11 protein-coding genes are annotated in these 12,487 nt (G+C 64.5%); 10 read left to right on the forward strand and 1 reads right to left on the reverse strand.

Translation table 11 applies throughout. From position 1 onward, the window contains the following. The first annotated feature begins 67 nt into the window (after window positions 1–67). The 8 genes from ABFK29_RS09130 (at window position 68) to rarD (ending at window position 8,079) form a co-directional block, all read left to right on the forward strand. Window positions 68–1,315, forward strand: a complete 1,248-nt coding sequence (locus tag ABFK29_RS09130) for a sarcosine oxidase subunit beta family protein (RefSeq protein WP_005857259.1) — start codon at window positions 68–70, stop codon at window positions 1,313–1,315. A 79-nt stretch (window positions 1,316–1,394) separates the two neighbouring features. Further along, window positions 1,395–1,697 (forward strand): hypothetical protein, encoded by a 303-nt coding sequence (locus ABFK29_RS09135; RefSeq protein ID WP_005857261.1) that lies wholly within the window; start codon window positions 1,395–1,397, stop codon window positions 1,695–1,697. 147 nt (window positions 1,698–1,844) lie between these two features. After that, on the forward strand, window positions 1,845–2,183 hold the full coding sequence (locus ABFK29_RS09140; protein WP_005857262.1) for a sarcosine oxidase subunit delta: 339 nt from the start codon (window positions 1,845–1,847) through the stop codon (window positions 2,181–2,183). Between the two features lie 60 nt (window positions 2,184–2,243). Beyond that, entirely contained in the window at window positions 2,244–5,270 is a 3,027-nt protein-coding gene (locus ABFK29_RS09145; RefSeq protein WP_005857264.1) for a sarcosine oxidase subunit alpha family protein, read from the forward strand. Beyond that, entirely contained in the window at window positions 5,263–5,826 is a 564-nt protein-coding gene (locus ABFK29_RS09150) for a sarcosine oxidase subunit gamma (protein WP_005857268.1), read from the forward strand. Before ABFK29_RS09145 ends, ABFK29_RS09150 begins: the two co-directional genes overlap by 8 nt. 62 nt (window positions 5,827–5,888) lie before the next feature. After that, window positions 5,889–6,308: a hypothetical protein gene (locus ABFK29_RS09155; RefSeq protein ID WP_005857270.1), complete on the forward strand. Its 420-nt coding sequence runs from the start codon at window positions 5,889–5,891 to the stop codon at window positions 6,306–6,308. 94 nt (window positions 6,309–6,402) lie between these two features. Beyond that, the gene (locus tag ABFK29_RS09160; RefSeq protein ID WP_005857272.1) at window positions 6,403–7,002 is read left to right on the forward strand and encodes a superoxide dismutase; all 600 of its coding nucleotides are present in this window, start codon (window positions 6,403–6,405) and stop codon (window positions 7,000–7,002) included. Between the two features lie 162 nt (window positions 7,003–7,164). Continuing rightward, window positions 7,165–8,079 (forward strand): EamA family transporter RarD, encoded by a 915-nt coding sequence (gene rarD, locus ABFK29_RS09165; RefSeq protein ID WP_040604290.1) that lies wholly within the window; start codon window positions 7,165–7,167, stop codon window positions 8,077–8,079. Here rarD and ABFK29_RS09170 read toward each other — a convergent pair. Continuing rightward, window positions 8,022–8,573: a TIGR00730 family Rossman fold protein gene (locus ABFK29_RS09170; RefSeq protein ID WP_005857276.1), complete on the reverse strand. Its 552-nt coding sequence runs from the start codon at window positions 8,571–8,573 to the stop codon at window positions 8,022–8,024. The two genes, rarD and ABFK29_RS09170, sit on opposite strands and share 58 nt — an antisense overlap. Window positions 8,574–8,709: 136 nt before the next feature. On the opposite strand from ABFK29_RS09170, the gene ABFK29_RS09175 reads away from it, so the two are divergent. Next, on the forward strand, window positions 8,710–10,506 hold the full coding sequence (locus ABFK29_RS09175; RefSeq protein WP_005857278.1) for a LysM peptidoglycan-binding domain-containing protein: 1,797 nt from the start codon (window positions 8,710–8,712) through the stop codon (window positions 10,504–10,506). A 139-nt stretch (window positions 10,507–10,645) separates the two neighbouring features. After that, complete coding sequence (locus ABFK29_RS09180) at window positions 10,646–12,478, forward strand: ABCB family ABC transporter ATP-binding protein/permease (RefSeq protein ID WP_005857280.1); 1,833 nt, start codon at window positions 10,646–10,648, stop codon at window positions 12,476–12,478. The last annotated feature ends 9 nt before the right edge of the window (window positions 12,479–12,487 follow it).

Genomic DNA, 12,487 nt, shown 5'->3' on the forward strand with positions numbered 1-12,487 from the left:
ACGGTTGCATGTCGCGAACGGGCACTATTTGGGTGCATCAAACGGCGAAACGACGGGGATTCGAGCCATGAAACGCTATTCCGCCTTTGCCATCGTCCGTGAAGCCCTGATGACCGGCCATAAAGGCTGGGAAAAGGCGTGGCGCGATGCACAGCCCAAGAAACGTTACGATGTCGTGATCGTTGGCGCAGGGGGCCATGGCCTCGCCACCGCCTACTACCTCGGCAAGAATTTCGGCATCACCAATGTCGCGGTGATCGAGAAGGGCTGGCTCGGCGGTGGCAACACCGGCCGGAACACGACCATCATCCGGTCGAACTACCTGCAGGATCCGTCCGCGGCGATCTACGAAAAGGCACGCTCGCTTTACGAGACGCTGAGCCAGGATCTGAACTACAACGTCATGTTCAGTCCGCGCGGCGTGATGATGCTGGCGCAGACCGAACACGAGGTCCGGGGCTACCAGCGCACGGCGCACGCCAATGCCCTCCAGGGCGTTCAGACGGAGTTCATCTCACCCAAGCGGGTGAAGGAGATCGTGCCGATCATCCGCCTCGACGGTCCGCGCTACCCGGTGCTGGGCGCGCTCTGGCAGGAACGGGCAGGGACCGCGCGCCACGATGCCGTGGCCTGGGGTTATGCGCGTGCGTGCTCGGCCATGGGCATGGACATCATCCAGCGCTGCGAGGTCACCGGCGTCACACGTGACGGCGACAAGGTCACCGGTGTCGACACGACCAAGGGCCACATCGCCTGCGACAAGCTGGGCGTCGTTGTTGCCGGCCACTCCGGCGAGCTGGCGCGCATGGCGGGCTTCCGCCTGCCGGTGGACTCCGCGCCGCTGCAAGCGCTCGTCTCCGAGCCGATCAAGCCGGTCATGGACTGTGTCGTCATGGCGAATACCGTGCACGGCTACATGTCGCAGTCCGACAAGGGCGAGATGGTGATCGGCGGCGGCACCGACAGCTACAACGCCTTCACGCAGCGCGGGTCGTTCCACCACATCGAACACACCGTAGCCGCGCTGATCGAAACCTTCCCGATGGTGTCGCGCCTCAAGATGCTGCGCCAGTGGGGCGGCATCGTGGACATGACCGGCGACCGGTCTCCGATCCTGTCGAAGACCCCGGTCGAGGGCTGTTTCATCAACTGCGGCTGGGGCACCGGCGGTTTCAAGGCGATCCCGGGTTCCGGCTGGGGCTTTGCCGAGCTGATGGCGACAGGGAAGTCCGCACTCTGCGAAGATTTCTCGATGAACCGCTTCCGCGAAGGACGCTTCATCGACGAATCCGTGGCCGCCGGGGTGGCCCACTGATGTTGGCGAAAATCGTGCGGAACCTTTCCGAGAATATCCACGTTCATGTTCCGACGCTGAAAGCGAAAGGACAAAGAACATGTCGGACTCAACGCACAACAACCACACAACGACCACGACCACGACCCGTGAGACCGGCGGAAACTCCGGCATCGCATTCATCGTCGGAATTCTCGTTGTCGTTGTCGCGTTCCTGGCCTGGGTCATCTTCGGCGGTGCAGACACTGCGGCAACCGACGCTGGCGGTTCCAACGTCAACATCACCGTCCAAAGCGACGAAGGCGCGGGCACGCCTGCAGCCAACACCGACGCGGCCCCTGCAGGCGAGACAGCGCCCGCTCCCGCGGACGGCGAAGCTGCGCCCGCTGCAGACGGCAACTGACGCCACCCCCTCAGGTTCATGGCACGGACCGGAGAAGGTCGGGCTGCGCGAGCAGTCCGGCCTTTTTTCGTGCCCGCACGTCAGCCTGCGCGACGCCGATCAGGCCCGCGCGGGTCATATCTATTTCCCCCGGATGGAGGCTCCGACATGCTGATCTTCACCTGTCCGTATTGCGGCGTCGCCGCCGATGAAACAGAGCTGTCCGCAGGCGGCGAAGCGCATCTGAAACGCTTCGGGCCCGGGTCTTCCGACGACGACTTCGAGGGCTACCTCTTTGTCCGCGAGAACCCGAAAGGTGTGCATTTCGAGCGCTGGCGGCACGCCTATGGCTGTGGCAAGTGGTTCCATGCCGCGCGTTGCACAGTGAGCATGGAAGTCTTCGGCACCTATTCCGCGCAGACGACGCGACCGCCCGAAGATATCCTCGGGCGTATTGTGGAAAAGCACCCCAACTTCAAATGGCGCGACATAGAGGCGGCGGAATGATCCATTTTTCGCACCCAGTCTTGCACAAATCGAACAACCTTCTTTGCGCGGAGGCCTGACATGAGCACCCGTCTTTCCCATGGGGGTCGCCTGATCGACCGGTCGACCAAGGTGGGCTTCACCTTCAACGGCAAGCGGCTCGACGGCTACGCCGGCGACACACTTGCTTCGGCGCTGCTTGGCACGGACCAGATGTTGGTCGGCCGAAGCTTCAAGTACCACCGTCCCCGCGGCATTGTCGCCTCCGGCGCAGAAGAGCCGAACGCCCTGGTGAACCTCGGCGAAGGCGTGAAGCACGAACCGAACCAGCGCTGCACCACGACGGAATTGTTCGACGGCCTGACCGCGACGTCGCAGAACCATTGGCCGTCGCTGGAGCACGATATCGGCGCCATGAACGGTCTGTTCGGCAAGTTCCTGACCGCCGGGTTCTATTACAAGACCTTCATCCATCCGCGCCCCTTCTGGAAGCACATCTACGAGCCGTTCATCCGCCAGTCCGCCGGGCTGGGCAAGGCGCCGGATCCTGAAACGCGCGACCCCGATCACTACGAGCACTTCTACGCCTTCGTGGATGTCCTCGTGATCGGTGGCGGCATCGCCGGTCTGCAGGCCGCTCTGGTTGCCGGAGCGTCGGGCAAGCGTGTCATGGTTCTGGAGCAGACCGCCCACTGGGGTGGTCGTGCGCCGGTCGATGGCGGCACCGTCGACGGGCTTTCCGCCGAAGACTGGGTCTCGCAAGCGGTTGAAAAACTGGAGGCCATGCCAAACGTTGAGTTCCGCACCCGCACGATGGGCGCGGGCGTCTATGACCATGGGTATGTTCTGGCCTACGAGCGGGTGAACGACCACGCGCCGTACCTTGCCGGTCCGCGTCACCGCCTGTGGCGCATCCGGGCCCGGCAGGTCGTGACAGCAACCGGTGCGCTCGAACGCCCGCTCAGCTTCGGCGGCAACGATGTTCCGGGTGTCATGTTGGCTTCTGCCGTGCGGGACTACCTTGTGAACTACGGCGTGTCGCCGGGCGACCGCACCGTGGTCGTGACCAACAACGATGACGCTTACCGCACCGCCATCGCCTTGAAGAAGGCCGGTCTGGCCGTGCCGATCATCGTCGACGCGCGCCCGCACGGCGACGAAGGGCCGCTGGTCAAGGAAGCGCAGGCCATGGGGATCCGGGTCGAACGCGACCGCGCGATAACCAAGGTGTTCGGCAGCAAGCGGGTCGAGGGGGTGGCCATCGGTCTCCAGCGCGGCGAGGGTGCGGTCCTCGAAGAGATCGCCTGCGAAGCCGTCGCCATGTCGGGGGGCTGGTCTCCGGTTGTTCACCTCTGGTCGCACTGCGGTGGCAAGCTGACGTGGGACGATGCCGCGGCCTATTTCAAGCCCGATCCGTCGCGCACGCCCACCGGTGCGGATGGCGCGCCATTTGTCACAACCGCTGGCAGTGCCAGCGGCGCGATGCACATCAAATATACGCTTCAAGACGCTGACAACGCAGCAAAATCGGTGCTGTCCGCTCTTGGTTTGTCCGACGCCGATCAGCAGGCCGCGCCCAACGGTGAAGCCGCGCTTGAAGCACCTCTGATGCAAGTCTGGTTGATGCCGGAACGTGCGCATGACGGTCTGCGGATGAAGGCCTGGCTCGACTATCAGAACGACGTGAAGGTCTCTGACGTGCAGCTTGCGGCGCGCGAAGGTTACCGTTCCGTCGAACACACCAAGCGCTACACCACGCTTGGCATGGCAACGGATCAGGGAAAGTTGAGCAACATCAACGGACTGGCGATCCTTTCGGATGCGTTGGGAGAGCCGATCCCTCAGGTCGGTACAACCACCTTCCGTCCTCCGTACACACCGATCTCGATGGGTGCGATAGCAGGCGACGCGCGGGGCGACCTGTTCCATCCGCTGCGCAAGACAGCGATTCACGGCTGGCACGAGGCAAACGGTGCCACTTTCGAGCCGGTCGGCGACTGGCGCCGTCCCTATGCGTTCCCCAAGGCAGGTGAAAGCGTCGAGGATGCTGTCATCCGCGAGATCAACGCCACCCGCCAAAGCGTTGGAATGCTTGACGCTTCCACGCTCGGCAAGATCATCGTGAAGGGGCCGGACGCGGGCCGCTTCCTCGACATGCTCTACACCAACATGATGAGCACGCTGAAGCCGGGCAAATGCCGCTACGGCCTGATGTGCACGGAGAACGGCTTCCTCACCGACGACGGCGTGGTGGCCCGGATCGATGAGGATACCTTCCTCTGCCACACGACGACCGGTGGGGCGGACCGCATCCACGCCCACATGGAGGAATGGCTGCAGACCGAATGGTGGGACTGGAAGGTCTACACCGCCAACGTCACCGAAGCCTATGCACAGATCGCCGTCGTCGGCCCCAACGCCCGGAACCTGCTTGAGAAACTCGGCGGCATGGACGTGTCGAAAGAGGCGATGGCCTTCATGGAGTGGAAGGACGGCACGCTCGGCGGGTTCCCGGTGCGCATCTACCGGATCTCCTTCTCGGGGGAACTGAGCTACGAGATCGCGGTGCCCGCAAGCCAGGGCCGTGCGCTCTGGGACAAGCTTCTGGAGGCCGGCAAGGAGTACGACGCGACACCTTACGGCACTGAGGCGCTGCACGTCATGCGGGCCGAGAAGGGCTTTATCATGATCGGGGACGAGACCGACGGCACGGTGATCCCGCAGGACCTGGGCCTGCACTGGGCGATCTCGAAGAAGAAAGAGGACTACATCGGCAAGCGGGCACAGGCACGCAGCTACATGGACAATCCCGACCGTTGGCAGCTGGTGGGACTGGAAACCGTGGACGGCTCCGTCCTGCCGGACGGTGCCTATGCCGCGTCGCCCGGTCGGAACGCCAATGGCCAGCGCAACACGCAAGGTCGTGTGACGTCGACCTACTGGTCGCCGACGCTGAAGAAGGGCATCGCCATGGGCCTGGTGCACAATGGTCCGCAGCGGATGGGCGAGACCATCAGTTTCATGAAGGACGATGGCGAAACCGAAGTGGCCGCCTGCATCGTCAGCCCGGTCTTCTACGATCCGGAAGGAGAGAAGCAGAATGTCTGAACTGGGAGTGTACGAGGGCTTCGTCGAGGTCCGTGCCATCGGTCTGCAGGGCATGGTGACGATCCGTGGCGACTTTGCCTCCGACGCCTTCCGTGAGGCGGTGACCGACGTGGCGAAGGTTGCTTTCCCGGAGCAGCGCGGCGCCTCGGTGGACGGTGCGCGCGGCCTTCTGTGGATGTCGCCGGACGAGCTGATGTTGCTGGTTCCGCATACCGAGGCTGCAGGTTGCGCCGCCAGACTGGCAAAGGCGCTGTCGGGTCAGCACGCGCTGGTGCTGGACGTGTCCGACGCCCGGGCGGTGTTCCGCCTCAAAGGGCGTGCCGTGCGCGAAATAATCGCAAAGCTCGCACCGCTCGACATGGCTCCGGACGGGCTTCCGCCGGGCGAGCTGCGGCGCACCCGCTTCGGCAAGGTCGCCACCGGTGTCTGGCTTGAGGACGAGGAGACGGCGACGGTGTTCTGTTTCCGCTCCGTGGCCGACTACATGTTCGAGTTGCTGAGTACCGCCGCGCATCCCGATAGCCGTGTGGACTATTTCCGCAGTGCGGCACGCTGAAGGTTGTCTTCGCACCGCCGCTCGCCAATAGTGAGCGGGCGGCGGAAAGCGAGGAACGGCGCATGTTGAGATGTCTCACGGCGGCGTTCGTCGCCATATGTGCGAGCGTCGCCACGGCGGCGGAGGCCGATCTCGTGGCCTACAAGTGCTCCGTCCGGGGCGCGGAAACGCAGGACATCATCCAGCCGCTGATCTTCATCGCACGCGACACCGTCAGTGATCGGGTGGTGGTGTCGGATGCCATGATCCTTGCATTCAACGACGGTCAGCCGGTGGAGGGCAGGCTTGTCGTGGACAATGCAAGCCGCACGACATTCGCCTGGACGGTCGACGTGACGCTGCAGGTCAGCCCGGTCAGGCTGAGGTATCGTGGCACCTATGTCAAATCCTCGGGTCACTTCTCGATTCTCGCCGAACCTTCGGGGTATTCGAACAACTTCACGAAGGGTGGGGCGTGCCAGGTCGACACACTCTCCCGTTGAGCGGGACGCGGTTTTTCGCGACATTCACTTGACCTCTGCCGTCCACAGGAACAGGTAAGTGAGCGAGACTTGCCAATACGGAGAGGGTAACCCAATGGCTTTCGAACTTCCCGATCTTCCCTACGCACACGACGCGCTGGCCTCCAGCGGCATGAGCCGGGAGACGATGGAGTACCATCACGACATCCACCACAAGGCCTACGTCGACAACGGCAACAAGCTGATTGCCGGCACCGAGTGGGAAGGCAAGAGCGTCGAGGAGATCATCAAGGGCACCTACAATTCCGGTGCCGTCGCCCAGTCGGGTATCTTCAACAACGCTTCGCAGCACTGGAACCACTGCCAGTTCTGGGAAATGATGGGCGCCAACAAGGGCGCAATGCCGTCCGAGCTTGAGGCGGCCATCAAGGACAGCTTCGGCACCGTCGACAAGTTCAAGGAAGACTTCGCCGCCGCAGGCGGTGGCCAGTTCGGTTCCGGCTGGGCGTGGCTGGTGAAGGACACCGACGGCGGCCTGAAAGTCACCAAGACCGAGAACGGCGTGAACCCGCTGTGCTTCGGCCAGACCGCTCTGCTGGGCTGCGACGTGTGGGAGCATTCCTACTACATCGACTTCCGCAACAAGCGCCCGGCTTACCTGCAGAACTTCCTGGACAACCTGGTGAACTGGGAAAACGTGGCGTCCCGCCTGTAATTCAGGGTCTGATTGCGACATGAAAGGGGGCGCGGTTCATCCGCGCCCTTTCTACGTCTTGCGCCCGAAGTCCGGCGCAACGTCGTCTTTGCAGCCCGTTGTATGCCCTTGCTCCGCCGGGCGGGACTGCTACCACGGTTGCGTATTTCCGGAGCGTGTCTGATGTCCCCACAAGTCCACGGTATCCTGCTGATGATCGGCGCCTGTTCGATCTGGGGACTGTCACCGCTTTATTACAAGTTGCTGGTGGACGTCCCGCCGCTGGAATTGCTTGCCCATCGCACGGTCTGGTCGCTTGTCGTCTTTGCGGGGATCCTTGCGATGCAGAAGCGTCTCGGGCGGTTGCGCGTGGCGCTTGGCAACATGCGGTCGGTCGCCATCGTCGCCTTTGCCGCGTTCATGATCTCCTCGAACTGGTTCCTTTTCATCTTCTCTGTCCAGTCGGGTCATGTCGTCGAGTCGGCGCTTGGCTACTACATGTTCCCGCTCGTCGCCGTGCTGCTTGGCACCTTGGTGCTCAAGGAGCGGCTGGCGCCATTGCAATGGCTTGCCGTCGGGCTGGCGACCATTGCCGTCACGCAGTTGACGCTGGGGCTTGGCGTGGCGCCGTGGATCTCGCTCGTGATTGCAATGACCTTCGGTCTTTACGGGCTGGTCAAGAAGCGCCTGACCGTGGGGGCCATGACCTCTGTCACCGCCGAGGTTCTCGTGCTGTCGCCCGTTGGGCTCGGATGGCTGGCGCATGTCCACTGGGGCGGAGGCGGCGTGTTCGGCCACGATGTCGGTCTGTCCGCGCTATTGGCCTTTTCGGGTGTGCTGACAGCACTGCCCCTGATCCTGTTCTCTGCCGCCGCGCAGCGGGTGAACATGGCGACGCTGGGCCTCCTGCAATACATGAACCCGACGTTGCAATTCTTCTGTGCGGTGGTGCTGTTCGGCGAGCCGCTGAACACTTTCCAGCTTGTGGCGTTCGGGCTGATCTGGCTGGCGCTGGCGATCTATTCCTTCCAGTCGCTGGCTCAGGAGAGGGCACGGCGCAGGAGCGCCATGGTATCGGCGGCGGAAACGCCGCTCTGAACGTAGTCCAGAAGCGAGCGGTCGGCAAAGCCGTTGTCCACGACATGGTCCATCAGGGCCATAAGCGGCGCCCAGTAGTCCGCGACGTTCAGCAGCACGATCGGTTTCCGGTGCAGGCCAAGCTGGCGCCACGTCAGAACCTCGAAGAACTCGTCGAGCGAACCGGGCCCGCCGGGCATCACAACCACCGCATCGGCGTTCATCAGCATGACCTTCTTGCGCTCGTGCATCGTCTCCGTGACGATGAAGGTGGTGAGGTCGGATTTGCCGACCTCGCGGGCCTGAAGGTGCTGGGGGATCACACCGAAGGTTTCTCCACCGGCGGCCTGCGCGGCCCGTGCGACGGTGCCCATAAGCCCCACGTCTCCCGCGCCGTAGACCAGCCGCCAGCCTTCGTCGGCGATGGCGGTGCCCAGCGAGGCGGCCTCGGTGGTATAGGCTTCGCGGTCGCCGGGACGCGACCCGCAGTACACGCAGATGGATTTTCTGAGCATGCTCGGCCCCTTGTGCTGTATTGTGAAGGAAAATCGGCTTTTGACCCAACTTAGACCGTGGGATATACACGCTCAACCACCCTGTGGACGGCTTTGGGGAGCCATCTGCCGCAGGGCAGCCGTTTGAAAGACTGCCATGACCAATACCTTGAAGAACAGCGCACTTGGAGGGGCGGCCGTTGCGGGGGCACTGGCCGTTGCTCTGGCGCTGGGGCTGATCGACTTGCCGGGCGGGGGCGACACGCCGGCTGACGACACGGCGCGCGTCTCGCCGGATGCGGATGCGACGCAGGCGCCGGCGGGGGACGCGGGCGTGATCGAAGCTTTGTCCCCGGCCGCTGGAGAAGACGCTACGGTTCGCAGCGAGGGTGCCAAAGACGGGGCGGAAGGGTTGCGCGCAGAGCCGGTGGAGACAGGTGACGCAGGGCAGGCAGCTTCGCAGCAGACCGAAACGACCGCTTTGCCGGAGACGGCAGACAGCGCAGCCGTGTCTGAACCGGCAGAGGTCGGCGACGGACCGTCCGCCGCTGACCCGGTACCGTCCGAAGACATGGAAACCGCCGACGCAACCGACGCAACGCCGTCGGCAAACGAGGCGCCTATGGTCTCCGATCCCTCCGCTCCGAGCTTCGACACCGTTCGGGCAGAGCCGGGTGGTAGCACGCTGGTCGCGGGCGCCGGGCAGCCGGGCGCCGAAATCGACGTGCTGGTCGACGGAGATCCCGCTGCAACCGCCCTGATCGGCAGGGACGGGAGATTTGTGGCCTTCCTCGACCTGCCTTCCGAAGGCAAGGCGTCGGTTTTGCGCCTGCGCAGCCGCGCCGATAGCGGAGAGGTGATGTCGCAGGATGAGGTCATTGTCGCCCCGGCAGCGTTGTCGAGCGACGTGACACAACCGCCGCGCTTCGAACAGCGTGCAGCTGCAGCACCGGGGCCGCTGGGTCAGCCGCAGTCACCGGACCGTGCCGCCGTGTCCGGGTCGCAGCCCGACGCGACAGCGCTTGGCGCGGATACCGTCCGTACTGATCCTGCCCAGGCCCCCAGCCCGGATGCCGTGGCCACTGCCGCGCCGATGCCGCAGCCGGGCAGCGTGCCTCAGGCGCTTGGCGATGACGTCGGGCAGGACGAGTCTGTCCCGGCAGGAGAACTTGCGTCCTTCTCCGCGCCGCGACCGGCGACACCCGGCGGTCTTGACCTGGCTTCGACGTCCGGCAGCGCCCCTGTGGCAACCGACGATCCGGAGGCACCGCCCAGCGTGGCCACCGCTGAGCCGGGCGCGCCTGCCATGCCGGCAGACGCGGCGGCACCGGCGGGCACGCCGTCTGCGCAAGACACCGACATCGCGTCGCGCGATCCCGCCCCGCAGCCGGACGAAACCGGGGCGCCGCAGGCGCCCAAGGTCTTCGTCTCGGGACCGCAGGGGGTGGAGGTGCTGGCCTCTGGCCCGCTCCAGCCCGACGAGGTCGCGCTCGACACGATCAACTACGGCAGCGCGGGCGAGGTGCTGCTGACAGGCCGTGGGGCGGACGATGCCTTTGTCCGGGTCTACCTCGACAATCGGCCCGTCACCACGTCGCGGATCGCCGAAAGCGGGCGCTGGAAGGTGCAATTGCCGGATGTCGATACAGGCACCTACACGCTGCGGGTGGACCAGATCGACGGCGACGGCACCGTCCTCGCCCGCGTGGAAAGCCCGTTCCTGCGCGAGGACCCGGGCCTTCTGGCCAGCCTCGAACGAAGCGACGGCCCGATTTCGGAAATCACCGTCCAACCTGGCAACACGCTTTGGGGAATTTCCCAGGACCGCTACGGCCACGGCATCGAATACGTCAAGATCTTCCAGGCCAACCGAGAGCGTATCCGCAATCCCGACCTGATCTACCCCGGACAGATCTTCGACCTGCCGGACGGTACACCTGCAGCCACGGAGTGATCCGGGGCTGGTTCTTCCCTCCATCGCGGGCTAGGTAAGGCGCTGCGCGGATGCCGCGCATGGCTGAGGCGCGGCCCTTGCCGACATGACAGACCCAGGCGCGCCCTTCGGGGCGGGCGTTAGGCACAGGAGCGCCCGCATGGCCGCAGACACCACCGCAGCAGACACCACCGCAAAGGAGATTGCCCGCGAGGAACGCCGCTCCGGCATGCGCACGATCCGCCGCGTTGGCCCTTACCTTTGGCCGGAAGGTCAGGACTGGGTGAAGCGCCGCGTGGTGATCTCCATGATTTTCCTGCTGGTGTCCAAGCTTATCGCGGTGGGCACGCCGATCCTTTACAAGCAGGCGGTGGACGCGCTCGACGGCAAGGTCTCGGACCTTGCACTGGGGGCGGTGGGCCTGACGGTCGCCTACGGTCTGGCGCGCTTGATGTCGGTGGGTTTCCAACAGTTGCGCGACGGCGTGTTCGCACGCGTCGGGCAGCGGGCCCTGCGGGCGCTGGCGCTCGAAACCTTCGAACACATCCACCGTCTGAGCCTGCGCTACCACATCACCCGAAAGACCGGGGGGCTGTCCCGCATCATCGAGCGTGGGGTGAAGGGCGTGGAATTCCTGCTGCGCTTCCTGTTGTTCAGCATCGGACCGCTTGTCCTCGAACTCGTGCTGGTGGGCGCCGTACTCTTCTACCTGTTCGACGTCTGGTATCTGGTCGTCGTGGCAAGCGTCATCGGTTTGTACGTCTGGTTCACCTTCAAGGTCACGGAGTGGCGCGTGAAGCTGCGCCGCCAGATGAACGATCAGGATACCGACGCCAACCAGAAGGCCATCGACTCGCTCCTCAACTTCGAGACGGTGAAGTACTTTGGCGCCGAAGGGCGAGAAGCGGCGCGTTACGACCGGGCGATGCAGGGCTACGAGGCGGCGGCGGTGAAGACCGCGACGTCGCTGGCCATGCTGAACTTCGGCCAGTCGCTCATCATCACCACGGGTCTCGTGATCGTGATGGTCATGGCGGCGGTTGGCGTGCAGAACGGAGCGCTGACCGTGGGCGACTTCGTCATGGTCAATGCCTACATGATCCAGATCACCATGCCGCTGAACTTCCTCGGCACCGTCTACCGCGAAATCCGCCAGGCGCTTGTGGATATGGGCGAGATGTTCGACCTTCTGGAGCAACCGCAGGAAGTCTCGGACAAACCGGGCGCCCCCGCGCTGGCGGTGGCCGGCGGCGCCGTGGCGCTGGAAGACGTACGCTTCGGCTACGACCCGGCGCGCCCGATCCTGAAGGGCGTGTCGATCAACGTCGGCGCGGGTGAGCGTGTCGCGCTGGTCGGACCGTCGGGGTCCGGCAAGTCGACCATAGGGCGGCTGCTCTTCCGGTTCTACGACGTGAACGGCGGCGCGATCCGCATCGACGGGCAGGACCTGCGCGACGTGACGCAGGACAGCCTGCATGCCTCCATCGGGGTCGTGCCGCAGGATACCGTGCTGTTCAATGACACGATCCGTTACAACATCGCTTACGGACGCGACGGGGCCACCGAGGAAGAGATCGTGCAGGCGGCGCGCGCCGCGCAGATCCACACCTTCATCGAGGCGCTGCCAGAGGGCTACGATACGCAAGTGGGCGAACGCGGTCTGAAGTTGTCTGGCGGTGAAAAGCAGCGCGTCGGCATTGCCAGGACCCTTCTGAAGAACCCGCCCGTGCTGCTGCTGGACGAGGCGACCTCGGCGCTCGACACAGAGACGGAGGCGTCGATCCAGGATGCGTTGCGCCGCGCGGGCGAGGGGCGGACCGTACTGACCATCGCGCACCGCCTGTCGACCATCGCCGATTCCGACCGCATCGTGGTGCTCGAACAGGGCGAGGTGGTCGAGGAGGGAACGCACGAGGCGCTTCTGGACAAGGGGGGCCGTTATGCCGCCCTTTGGCAGCGTCAACAGGCGGAACAGGACGAGGAAGCGGCCTGAGCCCTGCGG

This window comes from Sagittula stellata E-37 (assembly GCF_039724765.1).
Taxonomy (GTDB): domain Bacteria; phylum Pseudomonadota; class Alphaproteobacteria; order Rhodobacterales; family Rhodobacteraceae; genus Sagittula; species Sagittula stellata.

Coding starts and splice junctions, on each gene's coding strand:
- ABFK29_RS09130 (WP_005857259.1), top strand. CDS start 68: ATGAAACGCTATTCCGCCTTTGCCATCGTCCGTGAAGCCCTGATGACC.
- ABFK29_RS09135 (WP_005857261.1), top strand. CDS start 1,395: ATGTCGGACTCAACGCACAACAACCACACAACGACCACGACCACGACC.
- ABFK29_RS09140 (WP_005857262.1), top strand. CDS start 1,845: ATGCTGATCTTCACCTGTCCGTATTGCGGCGTCGCCGCCGATGAAACA.
- ABFK29_RS09145 (WP_005857264.1), top strand. CDS start 2,244: ATGAGCACCCGTCTTTCCCATGGGGGTCGCCTGATCGACCGGTCGACC.
- ABFK29_RS09150 (WP_005857268.1), top strand. CDS start 5,263: ATGTCTGAACTGGGAGTGTACGAGGGCTTCGTCGAGGTCCGTGCCATC.
- ABFK29_RS09155 (WP_005857270.1), top strand. CDS start 5,889: ATGTTGAGATGTCTCACGGCGGCGTTCGTCGCCATATGTGCGAGCGTC.
- ABFK29_RS09160 (WP_005857272.1), top strand. CDS start 6,403: ATGGCTTTCGAACTTCCCGATCTTCCCTACGCACACGACGCGCTGGCC.
- rarD (WP_040604290.1), top strand. CDS start 7,165: ATGTCCCCACAAGTCCACGGTATCCTGCTGATGATCGGCGCCTGTTCG.
- ABFK29_RS09170 (WP_005857276.1), bottom strand. CDS start 8,573: ATGCTCAGAAAATCCATCTGCGTGTACTGCGGGTCGCGTCCCGGCGAC.
- ABFK29_RS09175 (WP_005857278.1), top strand. CDS start 8,710: ATGACCAATACCTTGAAGAACAGCGCACTTGGAGGGGCGGCCGTTGCG.
- ABFK29_RS09180 (WP_005857280.1), top strand. CDS start 10,646: ATGGCCGCAGACACCACCGCAGCAGACACCACCGCAAAGGAGATTGCC.